The sequence below is a fragment of the Exiguobacterium sp. s125 genome (assembly GCF_018618605.1).
GTDB classification, from domain to species: Bacteria; Bacillota; Bacilli; order Exiguobacteriales; family Exiguobacteriaceae; genus Exiguobacterium_A; species Exiguobacterium_A oxidotolerans.
Window position 1 is genome coordinate 203,984 of the sequence record NZ_JACSMI010000002.1, and the last position, 19,920, is coordinate 223,903.

16 protein-coding genes and 2 tRNA genes are annotated in these 19,920 nt (G+C 44.0%); 14 read left to right on the forward strand and 4 right to left on the reverse strand.

Translation table 11 applies throughout. From position 1 onward, the window contains the following. The first annotated feature begins 4 nt into the window (after positions 1-4). Complete coding sequence (locus KNQ05_RS08685) at positions 5-1,849, forward strand: EAL domain-containing protein (protein WP_214765407.1); 1,845 nt, start codon at positions 5-7, stop codon at positions 1,847-1,849. A gap of 12 nt (positions 1,850-1,861) precedes the next feature. On the opposite strand, the gene KNQ05_RS08690 is transcribed toward KNQ05_RS08685, so the two are convergent. The 4 genes from KNQ05_RS08690 to KNQ05_RS08705 all read right to left on the reverse strand — a co-directional run bounded on the left by KNQ05_RS08690 (position 1,862) and on the right by KNQ05_RS08705 (position 5,503). Then, positions 1,862-2,938, reverse strand: coding sequence for a GGDEF domain-containing protein (locus KNQ05_RS08690; RefSeq protein WP_353048581.1), 1,077 nt, complete (start codon positions 2,936-2,938; stop codon positions 1,862-1,864). A 127-nt stretch (positions 2,939-3,065) separates the two neighbouring features. Continuing rightward, positions 3,066-3,644 (reverse strand): 5' nucleotidase, NT5C type, encoded by a 579-nt coding sequence (locus KNQ05_RS08695; protein ID WP_235195212.1) that lies wholly within the window; start codon positions 3,642-3,644, stop codon positions 3,066-3,068. Positions 3,645-3,737: 93 nt separating this feature from the next. Continuing rightward, positions 3,738-4,847 (reverse strand): flavodoxin-dependent (E)-4-hydroxy-3-methylbut-2-enyl-diphosphate synthase, encoded by a 1,110-nt coding sequence (ispG, locus tag KNQ05_RS08700; protein WP_029332972.1) that lies wholly within the window; start codon positions 4,845-4,847, stop codon positions 3,738-3,740. Positions 4,848-5,029: 182 nt separating this feature from the next. Continuing rightward, on the reverse strand, positions 5,030-5,503 hold the full coding sequence (locus KNQ05_RS08705; RefSeq protein ID WP_214765403.1) for a hypothetical protein: 474 nt from the start codon (positions 5,501-5,503) through the stop codon (positions 5,030-5,032). Between the two features lie 224 nt (positions 5,504-5,727). Here KNQ05_RS08705 and KNQ05_RS08710 point away from each other — a divergent pair, with 224 nt between their 5' ends. The 13 genes from KNQ05_RS08710 to KNQ05_RS08770 all read left to right on the forward strand — a co-directional run bounded on the left by KNQ05_RS08710 (position 5,728) and on the right by KNQ05_RS08770 (position 19,860). Next, positions 5,728-7,368, forward strand: a complete 1,641-nt coding sequence (locus KNQ05_RS08710) for a Na/Pi cotransporter family protein (protein ID WP_088836579.1) — start codon at positions 5,728-5,730, stop codon at positions 7,366-7,368. A gap of 121 nt (positions 7,369-7,489) precedes the next feature. Beyond that, a tRNA-Met gene (locus tag KNQ05_RS08715) sits at positions 7,490-7,563 on the forward strand. 12 nt (positions 7,564-7,575) lie between these two features. Continuing rightward, positions 7,576-7,649, forward strand: a tRNA-Ile gene (locus KNQ05_RS08720). Positions 7,650-7,764: 115 nt separating this feature from the next. Then, complete coding sequence (locus tag KNQ05_RS08725) at positions 7,765-9,225, forward strand: alpha-amylase (protein ID WP_088836580.1); 1,461 nt, start codon at positions 7,765-7,767, stop codon at positions 9,223-9,225. 93 nt (positions 9,226-9,318) lie between these two features. Beyond that, on the forward strand, positions 9,319-9,927 hold the full coding sequence (locus KNQ05_RS08730) for a superoxide dismutase (RefSeq protein ID WP_088836581.1): 609 nt from the start codon (positions 9,319-9,321) through the stop codon (positions 9,925-9,927). A gap of 144 nt (positions 9,928-10,071) precedes the next feature. Further along, the gene (locus KNQ05_RS08735) at positions 10,072-12,144 is read left to right on the forward strand and encodes a peptidoglycan D,D-transpeptidase FtsI family protein (protein WP_214765401.1); all 2,073 of its coding nucleotides are present in this window, start codon (positions 10,072-10,074) and stop codon (positions 12,142-12,144) included. Between the two features lie 224 nt (positions 12,145-12,368). Continuing rightward, a complete protein-coding gene (locus KNQ05_RS08740; protein ID WP_088836583.1) occupies positions 12,369-13,313 on the forward strand; it encodes a PstS family phosphate ABC transporter substrate-binding protein in 945 nt (314 codons plus the stop codon). A gap of 95 nt (positions 13,314-13,408) precedes the next feature. Then, positions 13,409-14,350: a phosphate ABC transporter permease subunit PstC gene (pstC, locus tag KNQ05_RS08745; protein ID WP_088836584.1), complete on the forward strand. Its 942-nt coding sequence runs from the start codon at positions 13,409-13,411 to the stop codon at positions 14,348-14,350. 1 nt (position 14,351) lies between these two features. After that, positions 14,352-15,260, forward strand: a complete 909-nt coding sequence (gene pstA, locus KNQ05_RS08750; RefSeq protein ID WP_088836585.1) for a phosphate ABC transporter permease PstA — start codon at positions 14,352-14,354, stop codon at positions 15,258-15,260. A gap of 94 nt (positions 15,261-15,354) precedes the next feature. After that, positions 15,355-16,131 (forward strand): phosphate ABC transporter ATP-binding protein PstB, encoded by a 777-nt coding sequence (gene pstB, locus KNQ05_RS08755; RefSeq protein WP_239456901.1) that lies wholly within the window; start codon positions 15,355-15,357, stop codon positions 16,129-16,131. Between the two features lie 16 nt (positions 16,132-16,147). Further along, positions 16,148-16,810, forward strand: coding sequence for a phosphate signaling complex protein PhoU (phoU, locus tag KNQ05_RS08760; protein WP_214805177.1), 663 nt, complete (start codon positions 16,148-16,150; stop codon positions 16,808-16,810). A 108-nt stretch (positions 16,811-16,918) separates the two neighbouring features. Then, positions 16,919-17,641, forward strand: coding sequence for a DUF4912 domain-containing protein (locus tag KNQ05_RS08765; protein ID WP_088836588.1), 723 nt, complete (start codon positions 16,919-16,921; stop codon positions 17,639-17,641). Positions 17,642-17,676: 35 nt separating this feature from the next. Next, positions 17,677-19,860, forward strand: coding sequence for a glycoside hydrolase family 57 protein (locus tag KNQ05_RS08770; RefSeq protein WP_214765399.1), 2,184 nt, complete (start codon positions 17,677-17,679; stop codon positions 19,858-19,860). The last annotated feature ends 60 nt before the right edge of the window (positions 19,861-19,920 follow it).

The window sequence follows — 19,920 nt, forward strand, 5'->3', positions numbered from 1 at the left end:
ACGTATGTCGCTTAGCACGACGACTGATACCACTATCGCACAACAACACTGGATGGGAAATTTTGCGTTGTTCATGATGACAGCAGGAGCTTTGATTTTTTTAGGGACGACGGATGATGTATTACAAAATGCGTATCTTAATCGATCAACGATCATCATACTGCTTTTAGTGATCGGGATAACGACGTTTATCATTAGTCGAAGTCATATCGCGTCAAAATATCAATCGCATCTCCTCTCCATCATGTTACTGATTGTGCCGATCATCTCGATTAATTTGTTACCATATGCTGCCGTCACAGCTTGGGCAAGTTGTTTTTTATTTTTAATGATTGCCTTGATCTCGTACAACCGGATTGTGATGTGGTATACGATTGTCGTCGTACTAGCGACGAATCTGTTTATCATGTTCAATACAACGACGACTCTGGTGGAAATCGACTCTTCAGATCATGTCGCACGGCTCGGGATGGTTACGATTGGAATTTGCATTGCGCTAATCATCAATCATTTACATATACGAAATTTAAGTCAATTGCACTCGCTTGCTAATCAACTTGATGAGGCCGCAAAACGTGATCCGCAAACAGAATTATTGAATATGCGTGGATTAGAAGATTTTTTTGATGATGCTAACCGTCAACATTTACTGCTCATCGGTATTCACCTTGAGAATTATTATGAATTGGCACGCTATTTTGGAGAAGACATACAAGCTCGTGTCTTGTTTGAATGTATCGAACGACTCCAATCATTACTTCCACCTTACTTAGCACTTGTGCGGATTGAAGGAGGGACGCTTGCTGTCGTCATGGAAAAACCTGAAGGTGTTTCCTGTCATGATGAGATGGAGTTACTTAGTCAAAAAATGTCTGCGCCCTATCAGATCGACCTCCATCAAATTTATGTCAATCTGTATATCGTAATTGATGACGGCGATACGTTGCAAAAAAGTTGGATGAAACGAGTTCAACAAGTGAATTCTGCGCTACAAGAATCCGTTCAAAATGATAAAAAAGTCATGTGTATCGATCAAACATGGCGCTGTGAACAAACATTACGTGTCGAAGCTGCGCGCGCCTTATCACTTGCTGAAGTCAATCGAGATTTTTATTTAGTCTATCAGCTACAGTACGATTCGAATCAACAGACCTTTGTTGGACTTGAAGCACTCGTTCGCTGGAAAACGGAGTTGTCTAAAGCGAATCAACCATCCGTCTTCATCCCGATTGCTGAAAAAAGTGACTTAATCATTCGTCTAGGCGAATGGATTTTTGAAGAAGGCTGTAAGACAAGAAAACGATTGATCGGTCTTGTGCCAGAGAATTTTACGGTATCAGTGAATGTGTCACCACGCCAATTGACGAACGAATCGTTCATGCCCTTTATTGAACGGATGCTACTTAAGTATTCGCTTAAACCGCAACAAATCAAAATCGAGATTACGGAAAGTCAGTCGCTCGATTTTGAGAGCCAGCCGATTCTTCGGGCATTACGGCGGATAAAAACACTTGATTTTCCAGTGTCGTTAGATGACTTTGGAACAGGTCATGCCTCTTACCATGTATTGGAACGGTTGTTACCTTTGCGCCAATTAAAAATACCGAAACAGTTCATTGAACAAATTGAAGAATCAGCAAAACGCCAGTCCATCCTTGAATCGATTTTCCAATTGACACGTTCGATGAATGTCGAGTGTATCGTCGAAGGGGTAGAGACAGGAGAAGAAGTTCAAATTGCGAAAGATATTGGGATTCATCTTTTTCAAGGTTACTTTTTTGCAAAACCAGTTTCGCTAACAGATATCATTCTTTTATTAGAAAGCAAAAATAAGGAAGCGATGGATTAAGTCCATGCTTCCTTATTTATCGTATAACATGAACTGGTTACGGCCGTTGTCTTTTGCAGCATAGAGCGCGGTGTCCGCTTGTTTAAAAACGATTCCGGCTGCCTGATTTTTCGCGTAGGCGACACCGGCAGAAACAGTAATCGTCAAGGCGTGGTCTTGCATGACGAACGGTGTATCGGTGACGGATTGAACGAGTTGTCTTGCGAGTCGCGTCGGTGAAACCGTAAATGTATTCGGAATGACGACGATAAACTCTTCGCCACCATAGCGGCCGACCGTGATACTATCCGGGCACTCCTGTGTGAGTAAAACGGAGAAGTGGCGTAATACAGCATCTCCGACAGCATGACCATATTGATCATTGACTGACTTAAAGTGGTCAAGATCGAAGATGATCACACCCCAAGGTGCCTTCGCTTCTACAAGAGCCTGTACTTTTTCCATGATAACGTGACGGTTCGCGAGGCGCGTCAGTTCATCGGTCGAAGCCAAATAGGACTGGTACGCGTAAAGAACGAAGTGTCCTTGTAACATATATGAAAGATGATAAAAAAGAATCGAGGCGCCAATTGTGATTAAGAAATACGGCAAAAAAATCGTCTGCCATGCATGAGGTTGTGAAGGGCCGAGCAACATGCGTAAGAGAACCAAGGTAGAGGCTATCGTCACAATAACAGTGAAGAGTCGCCCTTTATGTTTGATGAGTTGAGCACAGAGGATGATAAGCACGGTAAATCCGGTCAGCATCACTAGAGAATTTTGTAAGGCACTAACGGATTCACCCCCACTGATGAGGACACGATACAGCAGTAAAATAATTCCTGTCGTCACAATGCTGACTGGCCCCCCGTATAGAGCGGATAGAGCGAGCGGCAGCAGTCGTAAATCAATCAATGATCCATTGATTGAGATGGAGTTATGCATCAGTAAAATGCCGGTTAAACCATTTGCTAAACCAAAATACAAGCGCGTTGAACGCTTGGAGTCATACTGGATCGGGAGTCGATTTCGCATCAAATAAAATGTGACAGATAGTATTAAAAATATAATGCATATGTTCGTGAAAAAAATATTCAACGTCGATAACATAAAAAAATCCTTTCAGCTAATAGAAGATGACTCGAGACAAAACGTAACGAATTCATGATAATTGTACGATAACGTAAACGGATTATGTATAAAAAATGGAAAAAAAACAGCCGGATAAGGCTGTTTTTTAACGGATTGGAGCGAATTTATAAATCGTTTGAACGGCTTCATCCCAAGAAGAAACACGAATGATGTTCTCTGGAAGTGCTTTTCGATTGTAAGGAGCATCGAACAAAATAACTGGAATTGACGTATCTTCCGCAATTTGTAACGCATTCTCTAATCGATCCTCCATGAATAAATCGAGTGATAGATCACGTACAACTTGAACCTTGTCATGCGACCCGGTCATGATGAGCGAGTCGAGTGGTAATTCATGGCGCGCAATCCATTCTTCCGTAACCGGTCGAACGATTTCTGAGCGTGCCGTTACGTAGTGCAAATCAAAATGTTGACGTAATTCCCATAAATGTTTTTGGACAAATGCCTGAGGCGTAGATTCTCGATAAATACCGAGCTCATGACCAGACTTGACCATGAATTCCCAAAACTCGATTTGTCCCATATCCGTATACGTATGCAATTCATATTCGGATGCCATTTCGAAGTCAATCGAAGTTCCTAAATACTTGTTCATATAGTTAAAACATGAAGACGGGTGCGTAATCGTCCCATCGATATCGATGCCGATTTTCAATTGGATCACCTGCGTTCCTTAAATTTCTGTCATTAGTATAACATAGTCGAAAAACGGATATGAAAAGAACCCTCTTCAATTAAAAAGAGGGCTCTTCAACAATTAAACTTGGTTGGCTTTCGCCGCTTCTTTTTCAGCTTCTTTTTCAAGAACGATTGCATCGATTTCTTTTTTCAATTCTTCGACCATCGTCGCTTCAGGTACTTTACGGATAATTTCTCCGTGGCGGAATAGAAGCCCTTCGTTACGTGCTCCGGCAATTCCGATATCCGCTTCACGTGCTTCACCAGGACCGTTGACGGCACAGCCGAGTACAGCAACTTTGATGTTGACTTGAATCTTATCGATATAATCCTCGATTTCTGCCGCAATCGCCATCAAGTCGATTTCAATCCGACCGCATGTTGGGCAAGAAATCAATGTTGCTGCGTTTGCTGCGAGACCAAATGATTTCAAGACTTCTTTTGCGACTTTCACTTCTTCGACTGGATCAGCTGATAGTGAGACACGGACCGTGTTCCCGATACCGCGTGAAAGAATCGCACCAAGACCAGCAGCGGATTTTAATGAACCAGTACGTAAAGGACCTGACTCTGTAATACCGACATGAAGTGGGTAGTCAAATGATTCAGATGCTAACTGATAAGCTTCAAGCGCAAGCTGAACGTCAGATGCTTTAAGCGAAACAATGATGTCATGGAAGTCAAGGTCTTCAAGAATCTTAATGTGGTGTAAGGCACTTTCGACCATACCACGTGCTGTTGGGTATCCGTATTTCTCAAGAATGTGTTTCTCGAGTGAACCAGCGTTGACACCAATCCGGATTGGAATATTTTTAGCTTTTGCAGCTGTGACGACCGCTTCAACTTTTTCGCGACGACCGATGTTACCCGGGTTGATCCGAATTTTGTCGACGCCTGCTTCGATTGCCATGAGCGCAAGTTTATAGTTGAAATGAATGTCGACGACAAGCGGAATGTTGATTCGGCTTTTGATTTCAGCGAGCGCAAGTGCGTCACGTTCTTCTGGACAAGCAACGCGGACGATTTGGCATCCGGCTTCTTCAAGTCGTAAGATTTCAGCGACAGTCGCTTCGACGTCGTGTGTTTTTGTTGTTGTCATACTTTGAATGATGACTTCATTATTTCCACCAATGACAAGGTCCCCAACACGAACGGGACGAGTCTTAGAGCGATGGACCATTTTCGGCATATCGAAAATCTCCTTTTGTGGCATAGCGCCATATTGTGTAAGTTTACCTTCTCTATCATATCGAACTATTCCCTAAAAATCGAGAAACAAGAACGAAATTCGAACATTTACAATTCTTTAATAGAAATAAGCAACTGTCAATCCGCCGGTAGACGGAGCTGAGACGAAGAAGTAAGGCAGAATCACGACTTTGGACGAGTATTTTTTTTTCGCTTCCGCGCTGAGAAAACGGGCAGTAAAGAATAAATGAAGTGACCGACTAATAGGAGCGTCACCCCAAGTGCTGTGAATCCGAGCTGATAACAGAGGACACCGACTGGAAAGCTCCATAAGTTAGCAGCAACCGTATACGGAAAAACTTGCCGGTACGCCCATGGTCTTTTGAGTATCCAATCAATCAACCAACGATTCAAATACGACATCAATAGAAGAAACAGTAAAAGCGCGATGGCGACGAAAATGAAATGGAGCATAAACCAGACGATGAATGGAACCGTTTTGATGATAAATATACTATCGATGACTGTCGTCCAAAATGAAATCCACGCTAATCCACAAAAATAAAGGGAGACATCGGCAAGGCGAGTCTTTAAAAAAGATCGGTTTGGAACTAAGGTGGTTTGTAAATAATTAATAAATTGTCTTAAAAAAACCATGATAACACTCTTTTCTCTGTTTCATAACAGTGGTGTAGTGAGCGTAGGAACGCTTGTAATAAAGGTTTTTCTCTGTTTTGGTACAGGTTAATAAAACCTTAACATTCAAATGTTGATAAAACTATTTACAAGTTCAACGGACCTTTACATAATAGGAGAGGTTGAAACAATAAAATCTTAACAAAAAATCAATCCCACTTTTTTAGATATGAGGAGATGAAACGATGAATTATGATTTGCAGGAAATGATTTTCACTTTTATTGGTGGACTCGGTATTTTCCTATTCGGTATTAAGTATATGGGAGATGGGCTCCAAAAAACAGCAGGGGACCGACTTCGTTACATTTTAGACAAATACACATCGAACCCATTACTCGGAATTCTTGCCGGTATTGTCGTCACGGTCTTGATTCAATCATCGTCAGGTACGACCGTTATCGTCGTTGGACTCGTCAGCGCGGGTCTGATGAATTTACGTCAAGCAATCGGTGTCGTCATGGGGGCGAATATCGGAACGACGATCACGGCCTTCATCATCGGCTTTAACGTCAAGGAAGCAGCCCTTCCTGCAATCGCGCTTGGTGCGTTTCTCATCTTCTTCTTCAATAAAGAACGGATTCAATACATCGGACAAATCTTCTTCGGTTTCGGTGCCTTGTTCTATGGTTTGACATTGATGGGTGACGGCATGAAACCACTTCAATCAAGTGAGTGGTTCCGTGAACTGACGATTTCGATGTCAGATAATCCGTTACTCGGTGTGTTCGTCGGGACGGTCTTTACGTTCCTTGTCCAGTCGTCCTCTGCGACGATTGGTATTTTGCAGGAGCTATACTCTGGTGGCATGATTGATATCAAAGCAGCCCTCCCGATTTTATTCGGGGATAATATCGGAACAACGATCACGGCAGTACTCGCAGCACTCGGTGCATCGATTGCCGCAAAACGGACAGCAGCAGCACACGTCATCTTCAATATCGTCGGTACGATTATTTTCTTAGTCGCCTTACCTTTGTTCTCGACGTTCATCGCTTGGATCACAGGTGTACTCAATCTTGAACCGAAAATGCAAATTGCCTTTGCACATGGTACGTTCAATGTCGTCAACACATTGATTCAATGTTGGTTCATCGCACAAATCGCATGGCTTGTTAAAAAGGTCGTTCCGGGAACAGACACGACAGTCGATTCAAAACCACGTCATTTGGATCAAAACATCTTGAATCAATCGTCTTCACTTGCGCTTAACCAAGCAAAAATGGAAGTCTTACGGATGGGTGAGTTCTCGAAAGAAGCACTCGGTAAAGCACATCGCTACACGCAATCCCATGATAAAAAAGATGTTTCTGACGCTGGTCAGATTGAATATGCAATCAACCATTTGAACACGGAAGTCACGAACTACCTTGTCAAAGTGGCGGCGAACGATCTTTCTGAACGTGAATCGAATGACCATTCGCTCTTAATGCATGCGGTCAATGACTTCGAACGGATTGGTGATCATGTCGAAAACGTAATCGAACTCGTTGACTTCCAAATCGTCAACCGGATTGAATTTACGCCAAAAGCGAAAAAAGAGTTGGATGAAATGTACGTTCTAACACAAAAAATCGTCGATACGGCAATCAAAGCAGTTGAACGTGATGATGTTTCGTTAGCACGCCAAGTCCTTGAATTAGAAGGGAAACTCGATTCACTCGAGCGTTCATTCCGTAAACACCACGTCTTACGCGTCAATGCCGGGGAGTGTACAGGTCAAGCGGGTATGATTTTTGTTGATCTGTTATCGAACCTCGAACGGATTGGCGATCACGCCGTCAATATTACAGATTTAGTACTCGAACAACGTTCGGGAACGGCTTGAATGAAATGAATATAAGCGGGAGGGACTTCTGTAAAGAAGTCTCTCTTTATTTTTGTGAAATAATTTATTGACATTTTAGATGCTTTCCATTAATCTAATTGTAGTTGTTTTAATTCATTATGGCGGTGTAGCTCAGCTGGCTAGAGCGTACGGTTCATACCCGTGAGGTCGTGGGTTCGACTCCCTCCGCCGCTACTATTTACTTAAGGACCCTTAGCTCAGCTGGTTAGAGCTGACGGCTCATAACCGTCCGGTCGCAGGTTCGAGTCCTGCAGGGTCCATTTAAGAAACGCACACTCCTGTTTAGGGGTGTGCGTTTATTTTTGTTCGCTTGGGGAATATTAAAGATATTGTAATAATATTCATACTATAGTAATTGAGGGAGAGCGAAGAGAGATGGAACGTAACCATACAATGATGCAGTTTTTCGAGTGGCATGTAGAAAATGATGGGAAGCATTGGCAACGTTTAAAAGAGAGAGCGCCGGAGCTTCGTGCTGCAGGCATCACATCTGTTTGGATTCCACCAGCTTCTAAGGGGCAATCAGATGAAGACACAGGGTATGGGATATACGATGTTTATGATTTAGGTGAGTTCGATCAAAAAGGAACAGTTCGGACGAAATACGGGACGAAAGACGAACTACTTGAAGCAATTCAAGTGGCACATGAAAATGATATCGCTGTTTATGCCGATGTCGTCATGAACCATAAGGCGGCAGCAGATGAACTGGAGACGATTAATGTCGTCGAAGTTAACCCAGAAGATCGGTCGAAAGAAATTTCAGAAGAATTCGAAATCGATGCATGGACAAAATTTACTTTCCCAGGACGTGACGGGAAGTATTCTGATTTTGTTTGGAATCATGAATTCTTTAACGGAACGGATTTTGATGCGCGAGAAGAAAGAACCGGCGTCTTCAAAATTTCCGGAAAAAATAAAGACTGGAACAACCAAGTCGATAGCGAATTTGGGAACTATGATTACTTGATGTTTGCGAACATCGATTACAATCATCCTGAAGTCCGCAAGGAAATGATCGACTGGGGGCATTGGTTCAAGGATACACTCGATTGCCAAGGATTCCGACTCGATGCAATCAAGCATATCAATTACGAATTCGTCAATGAATTCGCGAAATCAATGATGGGTGAAAATCCAGAAGATTTTTATATGGTCGGTGAATTTTGGAAATCTGACTTAGATGATTGTCGTCACTTCTTAGATAGCGTCGACTATACAATTGATTTATTCGATGTTCCGCTTCATTATAAGTTCCACGAAGCATCAGAACAGGGGAAAAAATTTGATTTGACGATGCTCTTCGCAGATACACTTGTTGAGTCGCATCCGACGAATGCTGTTACATTCGTTGACAACCATGATTCGCAACCAGGCGAATCGCTTGAGTCGTGGGTCGATGATTGGTTTAAACAACATGCTTACGCATCCGTTCTCCTTCGTAAAGACGGTTATCCGTGTGTCTTTTACGGCGATTATTACGGTGTACAAGGACCACATCCAGTCGAAGGTAAAAAAGAGATGATCGATGCATTGCTGTACGCCCGCTACCATAAAGCATACGGGAAACAAGAAGATTATCTCGATGATCCACACTGTGTCGGTTGGGTCCGTCACGGAGTCGAAGAGTTCCCGAACTCGGGTTGTGCCGTACTATTGTCAAATGCAGACATGTGTGAAAAACGGATGTTCGTCGGAGAAGATCGTGCTGGTGAAGAATGGTTCGATTACACAAATCACCAAGATGAGCCTGTCGTCATCGATGAAGAAGGATTTGGTGTTTTCCCTGTTCCGGGTGGTGGTGTCTCTGTATTCGCACCACGCGATGAACAATAAAATGTAAGGGTCATTACTTGCGTTATACCCGTCATTTTTGCTAGTCTTAAAAGGTATTGAAGTTCCGAAAATAGGATAAAGGGGGACATGAAAATGTCAAAATTTGAATTACCAGAACTCGGCTACGCTTATGATGCGCTTGAGCCACATATCGATGCTCGTACGATGGAGATTCACCACTCGAAACACCATAATGCTTACGTCACGAACGTCAACGCGGCGCTCGAAGGCTCGGAACACGAAGGGAAATCATTAGAAGAGTTGCTTCAAAACCTTGATGCGCTTCCTGCTGACATTCAAACAGCAGTTCGCAACAACGGTGGCGGTCATTGGAACCACTCATTCTTCTGGAAATTGCTTAAAAAGAACGACGGTGCTGCACCATCAGGCGAACTCGCTTCAGCAATTGATGAAGCATTCGGTTCATTCGATGCATTCAAAGATGCTTTCGCTAAAGCAGCTACAACACGCTTTGGATCTGGTTGGGCATGGCTCATCGTCGAAGGTGGCAAACTTGCTGTCGTTTCGACACCGAACCAAGATACACCAGTCATGGAAGGTAAAACGCCAATTCTCGGACTTGATGTTTGGGAGCATGCATATTACCTGAACTACCAAAACCGTCGTCCGGATTACATCAATGCATTCTTCAATGTCATTGATTGGGATCACGTTGCCAAGCTTTACGCTGACGCAAAATAATCGTTTTTAAATGCTAGAACCGTGTCCCCGGTAAGAGGGCACGGTTCTTTTTTTAATGCGGAAAATGATGGGATAGGTTGTTATGGATTGTTTCCTTCTATATAATGAACAAAGATGACTTTTTGAACGATAGGGGAGTACGCCATGGCGAAACGAATCACGGTAAGAGGAAGACGGCGTAACCACTTGCCGCTTCGATTAAATTTAATGTTCTTTGTTGTTTTTTTATTATTTGCGATTTTGATTTTCCGACTTGGTGTCGTCCAAATTGTCAATGGTGAAAAAATCTCACGAGAAGTTCAAAAAACAGAGATGATCGCTTCCAAGTATGAAGTACCACGCGGGAAAATTTATGACCGCGATGGACGATTGCTCGTCGATACGATTTCAAAATATTCAATTGTCTACCGACGCTCGCAAAATACAAAGGTCGATGAGCGGATTGAAACAGCTTCACGTCTCGCTGCCATCATCAATTTACCGAAAGATGATTGGAAGGTAACGGAACGTGACTTAAAAGATTACTGGATCGCGACCAATACAGAAGAGTCGAAACGTCGTTTTGATGCTGTCATGAAAGAAAAGTATCCGACATTGGAAGAACGAAAAAAGTTATCGATTGCTGAAGAGAATCAAGTCATGCTCGATACAATTACAGAGAAAGATATTGATTATGATGATAAAACAATGGAAATCGTCGCAATCAAACACAATATGGAAGTCGGGTATGCGCTTGATCCACAACTCGTCAAGCTTGGTGCGACGGCAAAAGAGATGGCGATCATTGACGAAAATCTCGAAGACCTAAAAGGTGTTTCTGTGGAACCGTTCTATGAACGATCTTATCCATATGAAGGAACGCTCCGGAACATTTTCGGAAAGTACTCGAAGATTCCTGCTGAGCAACAAGCGGAATACAAGGCAAAAGGGTACAGTTTAAACGATCGGGTCGGAACATCGTTTTTAGAACAACAATATGAAGATTTACTACGCGGTAAACCGGCATATGATGTGTATGAGACGTTTAACGGCGAACCAGTCGGTGAGCCGAACCGCGAAGAAGGAGAGTCTGGAAAAGACCTCGTTCTGACGGTTGACGCGGAATACAACAAACAGGTCGATCAAATCCTCCAACAAGCGATCAAGATGGGTCGCGGCATGGGAAGCGGCTATCTTAAAGAAGGTTATGCGGTCGTGATGAACCCGCAAACGGGTGAAGTTTTAGCGATGTCGGGACAAAAACTCGATACGGCGACGAATAAATTCAGTGACGTCGCAATCAATAATGTTCTGACCTCACTCCAAATCGGATCGACGATTAAAGGGGCGACGGTTGCAATGGGACTTGAAGAAGGCGTCATTCGTCAAAATGAAGTCATCAATGATGCGCCGATTACAATCGGTGGGACGAAGAAGGCTTCTTACGTCAACATGGGGCCGATTACGGATTTGACGGCGCTCGAACGCTCGTCAAACGTATATATGTTCAACATCGCAATGCGGATGGCAAATTATCCGAGTAATGGGATTGCAGGGGCGAGCGTCGATGCTGCTGCAGCCATCATGCAAAACTATTACAGCCAGTTCGGGCTCGGCGTGACGACTGGGATTGATTTACCGTACGAAGCGAAAGGTGTGCAAGGGACACCGGACCGCGTCACGCTCTTGATGGACCGTGTCATCGGGCAATATGACGCGTTCACTCCGTTACAAGTCGCGCAGTATATCTCAACACTCGCGAACGGCGGTTATCGTGTTCAACCACATTTTTTAAAAGAAGTGCTCGCATCGAATTCAATTGAAGAAGAAACAAAACAAGTCGAGTATAGCTTCGAAACAAATTACTTGAACCGAATCGAAGTCAGCCAAGACAACATTGATCACGTCCGTGAAGGATTACATCGAGTCGTCAAAGGAGAGCGCGGGACTTCTAAAGTAATTGCGCTGACAGGAATCGATGCGGCGGCTAAGACAGGTACGGCACAGGTAAGCGTATATGGTGAAGACGGGATTGCGTTACGTGACAGCAGTGGTCAGCCGGTTCGTTCATTAAACTCGAACCTTGTCGGTTGGGCGCCGTATGATAATCCAGAGATTGCTTGGGCCGTGTTCCTTCCATATATGGAGCAGGAAACGGTCAACTCGAAAATTGGGCATGATTTAGTGAAGGCGTACTTCAATGTAAAAGATATTCCGTGGCAGACTAAGCCAAATTAACTAGAAGAGCGAAGGTGAGGAAACTCATCTTCGTTTTTTTTATTTGGATTGACCTTTTTTTATAATGTATTTTGAATTGTAAACTGCAAAAAACAAGCCTTTACAATTCTTTTACGTTGGATTCATTTCGTTTTAATAGTTCATCCGTATTATAAGTCTTGTAAGGGAAACGGATAAAAAGTCGTATTGGTATAAGCGACATACTTCGAGGAGGAAATTTAATCATGTCTTGGATGAAAAAAACAGCACTTATCACAACAGTAGCTTCAATCGCAGTAGTCGGTGCAGCATGCGGAAATGACGAAGGAAGCTCTTCGAGTTCGTCGGATCTTTCAGGAAAGATTGCAATTGATGGATCGTCAACAGTTTTTCCAATCATGGAAGCAGTCGGAGAAGAATATTCGATTGAACAGCCAGATGTAAACGTAACGGTCGGTGTGTCTGGGACAGGTGGCGGATTTAAACGCTTCGTCGTCGGTGAAACAGATCTTTCGAACGCTTCACGTGAAATCAAAGAAGAAGAAGCAGCAGAAGCAGAAAAAAATGGAATTGAATATACACGAATGGCACTAGCGCTTGACGGATTAACAGTTGCAGTAAGTAAAGAAAACACATGGGTCAAGGAATTGACGATTGACCAGCTCAATAAAATGTGGCAGGATCCGAACGTCAAAACATGGAAAGATGTCGATTCATCTTACCCAGCAGAACCAATCAAATTCTTCAGCCCGGGTAAAGACTCAGGTACATTCGATTACTTCAATGAGGAAGTAATGGATGAAAAAGATATGCGTAAAGACGTCCAGCTTTCTGAAGATGATAACGTCCTCGTTAAAGGTGTCGAAGGAACAAAAGGCGCAATCGGCTACTTTGGTTATGCGTACTATGCTGAAAACAAAGATAAGTTAAAAGAAGTACCGTTATCGGCTGAAGGAAAAGATGCTGTTGATCCAACACCAGAAACAATCAACGATCTTTCATATCCGTTATCACGTGAAATCTACACGTATGTAAACAACAAATCACTCACTGATAAAAAACAAGTCGCTGACTTCGTGAAATTTACGAATGAAAATGCCGGTGATTTAGCGGAAGAAGTCGGTTACGTCAAAATGAAGCAAGAGCGTTATGACGAAAATGCAAAAGCAATCGAAGATGCAATGAAATAAACATCCGAATAGGAGGGTGACTTAAAAAGGGGGGAATCTCTCCCTTTTTAAGTCCCGTTCTTATGTAGGAATGATGAAGTAGGGAGCGAAGAAGGATGAATTCATCATCAAAAAACTCGGTTCGCGAGCTGATTCAACAGAACCGAAAACAAAAATTCAGTATGAAAAACATCATGGAACGAATTATGCCAATCATCTTATTTTTATGTGCGTTTGCTTCGGTCGTTACGACCATTGGCATCATTCTCACGTTAGTCATCGAAACGGAACATTTCTTTGAAGTCGTCTCAATCAAAGAATTTTTCGGTAGTACGAGCTGGTACCCGTTGAACTCGGTTCCAGAGTACGGAATCTGGCCGCTCGTCGTCGGAACACTTGAGATTACCGTGATTGCGATGCTAGTTGCCGTGCCGATCGGACTCACATCTGCTATTTATTTAAGTGAGTATGCGTCAGAGCGCGCACGTCGTGTGTTAAAACCAATTCTTGAAGTCTTAGCAGGTGTCCCGACAATCGTCTTCGGTTTCTTCGCGTTGACGTTCGTCACACCTCTACTCGTAAAGTTAATTCCCGGTCTTGCGATTTACAACGCACTCAGCCCAGGGATTGTCGTCGGAATCATGATCATCCCGATGATTGCCTCGATTTCTGAGGATGCGATGAGTTCTGTCCCGAAAAAAATCCGTGACGGTGCGCTCGCACTTGGTTCGACACGCCTTGAAGTGGCTTTAAAAGTCGTAGTTCCGGCAGCACTTTCAGGTATCATCGCGTCGATCGTCCTAGGGATGTCTCGTGCGATTGGTGAAACAATGATTGTGACGATTGCCGGGGGATCAAATCCTACTGCAACCGTCAATCCGCTTGAACCTGTCCAAACGATGACAGCTTATATCGTTCAAGTCGCGCTTGGTGATGCGGGATATGGAACCGTTGAATATTATAGTATCTACGCTGTCGGTACGCTGTTGTTCGTCTTTACACTTGTGATGAACCTCCTCGCGAACTGGATTACGCGTCGTTTCAGAGAGGAGTATTAAGATGGCCTTACCAGAAAAACAACCTGTACAAAAAAAGTTCATTGATCCAGTTGCAGTAAAAAAATCAATCAGTCAGCGTCTTGTCGTCAACAATGTGACGAAAGTGATTTTCTTGATTGGTCTCCTATTTGGTCTCGTCGTTCTTGGTATTCTTCTTGTCGGCGTACTCCGTGATGGTGCTGCATGGTTATCGCTTGATTTCCTTCAGAATGGCCCATCACGACGTCCAGAACGCGCTGGAATCTATCCTGCACTGATGGGTACGATCTTCTTAATGCTTTTAATCGTTCCAATGATTTTCATCATGGGTGTCGGAGCTGCGATTTATTTAGAGGAATACGCGAAAAAAGGGCGGATGACATCGTTCATCGAAGTCAACATCTCGAACTTGGCAGGCGTACCTTCAATCGTTTTCGGTTTGCTCGGTTTAACATTCTTCGTCCGGAATATGGGCTTCGGTTCAACATTGATTGCTGGAGCGTTGACGCTCGCGTTAATGAGCTTACCGGTCGTCATCGTATCGTCGCAAGAGGCGATTCGTTCCGTGCCGCAAGCGATGCGTCATGCTTCACTGGCACTTGGTGCCTCGAAATGGCAGACGACGTTCAAAGTCGTTTTACCGGCGTCACTTCCAGGTGTCATTACGGGAATCATCTTAGCTGTCTCACGTGCGATTGGTGAAACAGCACCGCTTATCATGGTCGGAGCAGCCATCTTCATCGCCCGTGCACCAGAAGGGATCTTTTCAGAGTTTACGGCGTTGCCGATTCAAATTTATAACTGGACAAGCCGTCCGCAAGCTGATTTCCAAGGTCTTGCTGCAGCAGGAATCATTGTCTTGATGGTGATTTTATTGACAATGAACTCACTTGCAATCTGGATTCGAAATCGTTTTTCTAAACGTTATTAATCGTAGGAGGGTGCTGAATCGTTTTTAAGGAGGAACACAGATGATGGATACGAAGCTGACGACAAAAACAGCCGAGAAAGAAGGGGCAACAACTATGAATCAACCAGTAGCTGCGCAAGACAGTGTATACCGTGTCGACAATTTAAACTTATGGTACGGCGATGACCACGCCTTAAAAGATGTCAACTTAGATATTAAACAAAACGAAGTCACGGCAATCATCGGACCGTCTGGGTGCGGGAAATCGACATTCATCAAAACCTTGAACCGGATGGTCGAGCTCGTGCCAATCGTACGGACGAACGGTGTCATCGAATATAACGGCCGGAACATCTTCGATAAAGAATATGAAGTGGAAGAATTACGGACGTCCGTCGGAATGGTTTTTCAGCAACCGAACCCGTTCCCGAAATCGATTTACGATAACATCGCGTACGGACCACGTGTCCACGGTGTCAAAAACAAAAAGATTTTAGATGAAATCGTGGAACGTAGCTTGCGAGGTGCGGCGATTTGGGATGAAGTCAAAGATCGTCTGAATGAAAATGCCTACGGATTATCAGGTGGGCAACAACAACGTCTTTGTATCGCGCGGTGCCTTGCAATCGAACCGGATGTCATCTTAATGGATGAGCCAACTTCAGCACTCGACCCGATTTCGACACTCAAAGTCGAGGAACTCGTCCAGGAGTTGAAAAAAGAGTACTCGATCATCATCGTGACGCATAATATGCAACAGGCAGCACGTGTCTCAGATAAGACGGCATTCTTCTTGAACGGAGAAGTAGTGGAGTTTGATCAAACGGATCGTATCTTCTCGAATCCGAGTGATAAGCGGACAGAGGATTATATTTCAGGACGATTCGGATAATTAGGAGGAACTTTCAATGGCAGCTCACCGTACGATTTTTGGAGAAAATCTAGCAGTACTCGATCAAAAAGTCTTTCTTCTTGCCCGCAAGACGATGCAACAGATTGCGACGACAGCAGAAGCACTTGAAAAATACGATCTCAACATCGCGCGTACAGTGATTGAAAATGATAACGAACTCGATGCGCTGGAACTTGAAATCAATGATGATGCGATTCTTTTGATTGCGAAACAACAACCAGTGGCAACGGATTTACGTCGACTCGTGACAGCGATGAAAATCGCAACAGACTTAGAGCGGATTGCCGATTATGCCGGAAACATCTCGAAAGCGGTTTTACGTGTCGAAACATTCCCTTATGTCATCGACATCTCGCTTCTAAAAGAAGCGTTTGAAACATTGCTTGATATGACGGAAACAGCCATCGTCGCCTATCGCGATGGTGATATCGAAAAAGCAAAAGCGTTATCCGATCTCGACAACATCATTGATGAGACGACATATAAAGCGCTTCGCCAATACATGCGCCATATGTCATTGCAACCGATTGTTGTCGATGAAATCATGCAGTTTACGAACATCTGTCGCTACATCGAACGGATGGGCGACCATTTGACGAACGTCGGGGAGCACCTCATCTATCTCGAAAAAGGGAAACACTACGACTTAAATAACTAACTTGAGTAGGTACGAGGAAAATCCTCGACCTACTTTTTTTCGTAAAGGAATTTGAAACAAGTTTGTAGAATAGGAAAGAAGTGAATAAAGATAAAGAGGTGATAGGTAATGCTTGATAAAATCATAAAATTAAAAGAACAAGGACTGACGACAAAACAAATCGCTGAGAAATTAGAGTCGACGGAAGGGAAAGTGAAATATGCGTGGAGTAAGTACCGAAAATCACTTTCAGAACCAACGGACAAAAAAACAGCAGCTCCTAAAAAACAACAGAAAGCCACTCCATCGATGAAAGTGGCTGCGAATGAAATCGTTCCTGCTGTCATCGCCATACCATCGCTTGAACGGGATGCATTCGGGATGGCGACGCACTATGAAGATGACATCATGCATGCCATCGTTCAATCGCCGACGGCATTGTACGTGTACTGGGAGCTCTCGGAGTTATCTCGTAAAATGTTAGAGACGCATTACCATGCAGCGTTCGATTCATTCCGTAAAGAACTTCGAATCATTGATGTGACGTTAGTCGAGTATGAAAAAGGTGAAGCGAACCGGACGTATCAATTTGAACTGCCGGAAATGACGAACTCTTGGTTCGTTCGTCCGTTATCCCCAAACACTACATACATCATCGAATGGGGAATTCAAACGATTGATGGTGACTTTGTTCCGGTACTACGTTCGAAGCCGGTCGAGACGCCGCGTGACGAACCTGTCGTTGAAGGGCGATTCGCTGAAGTCGTCGCTCGTTGGCAAAATGGAGAAGTCGAGCAACCGGAATGGGTAGAAGTTTTACGACCGTATTCTTATTTCGACCGAATTCGTTGAGCTAAAAGATAGAAAGAAGGAGAGGAAGAGAAAACATGCGCAAAGGCTATTTTTCACTCGTTTTACATGCCCATTTACCTTATATTCGTCATCAGGAAGCTCATCGTCTAGAAGAGCGTTGGATGTACGAAGCGATTTCAGAAACGTATATTCCGTTATTATGGGAAATTGATCGTCTGGAGCGTCCGCTCGGATGGACGATTAGTATTTCTCCACCCGTCATTGAAATGCTTGCGGATTCACTGATTCAAGAACGTTATGTAGAGCATTTAGATGATACATTACGCTTAATTGATCAAGAACTTGACCGCGATTTAGTGGCGGAAGAACGGGATGCCCTGCTTTTCTACAAAGAACGGTACCGTGACTTAAAAAATACATTCGAACATTGGGGTCGCGATTTAAACCATGCCTTCCGTCATTATAAAGAAGCGGGTTACCTTGAATTGATGACCTGTACGGCAACGCATGGTTTCAGTCCGCATATGTTATCAGAGCAAGCTGCCCGGTCAGAGATTCAAACTGGATTAAATTGTTTCGAACGTCATTATGGATTCCGTCCGACGGGGCTATGGATGCCGGAATGTGCCTACACACCAGGTCTTGATAAAATCATGTACGAAGAGGGGATTCGTTATACATTCGTAGACGAACATTCCATCTTAAACGCTGATCCTGCTCCGAAACACGGCATCGGCGCACCGGTCTATTCGCCACATGGTGTTGCACTGTTTCCGCGCGATCAAATCATTTCTGGACGCATTTGGAGTTCTGTCATTGGTTATCCGGGACACCCGAACTATCGTGAATTTTACCGCGATCTTGCCTATGATCGGGAGTGGGACCAAATTGCAGAATTCATGCATCCTGAAGGACTCCGCTACGATACGGGCTTAAAATTACATCGTGTTACAGGAGAGTCCGATCAAAAGGCTTTTTATGTCCGCGACTGGGCTTGGAAACAAACGGATGAGCATGCAGCTGACTTTGCGGAAGCATTGGCGGAGCATCTTGACCAGCACAGTGGACAAGATTTCCCACCCTTCCTCGTCACGGCGCCATTCGATGCAGAACTGTTTGGACATTGGTGGTTTGAGGGACCGGACTTCCTTGGTAAAGCCATGGAACGACTTGAAGATGTTGGGGTCGAATCGATTTCACCTACAATGTTCCTCGAGCGTCATTTTGGCGACATCGAGACGGTGCACGTCGCAATGGGGACATGGGGCCGGAAAGGGTATGCGGATGTGTGGATCAATGAACGGAACGACTGGATGATTCGTCACTTGCATCAACTTGAAAAACGATTAGCCGGTGTCATGGCGCGTAATCGTCATCAAGATGGTTTGACGGTCAAAGCAAAACGTCAATTGATTCGTGAATACTTGCTCGCGGTTTCGAGCGACTGGCCGTTCATTCTCGATGGACAGACGACTGCACAATATGCGGCGAATCGATTCCGTGAACATATTAAGCGATTTGAAGAAACGGAGCGGTTACTTGACGCTGGAGAATTAACGACCGACTGGCTTGAAACGCGTTATGCCGAATATCCCTTCTTAGCGGATACAGACATCGAACCAGACGTCTATTTGACGACGCATGACTACTATGTTGCGGTGCAACGTGAAACGTCATGGAACGATGCTGCGATTTTACTCGTCGCAAAAGATTACCAAGATTCGAACCGACCAATTGCTGAGTTTGCGAAGCGATTGGCAGGAGCGGGAGAAAATGTCTATGTCATCACAGAAAATGAGACGGCTTATCGATTTGAAGATGGCGTTCATATTTACGGCGTCCGCATGACGGGTCTACCGCTCGTTCAAACTTACAATCAGTTGGCCGGATTAAATCTTGCCGTGTTGCGTCAAGCGCAAGCCCTGCATAAAATCGTAGAATTCCGCCTTGTCCATAACTTTACGATGGAGACGGCGTCGGCTGCTCAATCGTTTGCTGAGATCAACCAGTTGCCGCTTGTCAGCAATGTGTACAATCTTGAGAGTGAGCGTTCTCCAGCGAGTAGCGGTGGTTTAGTTGTTGCGATTAAACGATTAGAGGGCGAAGCACTTCGTCATTCACAATTGATTTATTTAGAACGTGAAGAAGCGCGACAAGGAATCGAAAATGATTATCATGTTGCTCAAAAACCGCTTGAATTCCAAGTGAACCTTGAAAAACCATACGAACAATTGGCGATTCAGAAAAAGAACGGATGAACAGTTGCAATTCCGTTCCTTTCTTGGTACGATACTTGAGTATGCTTAACCTTATGTAAA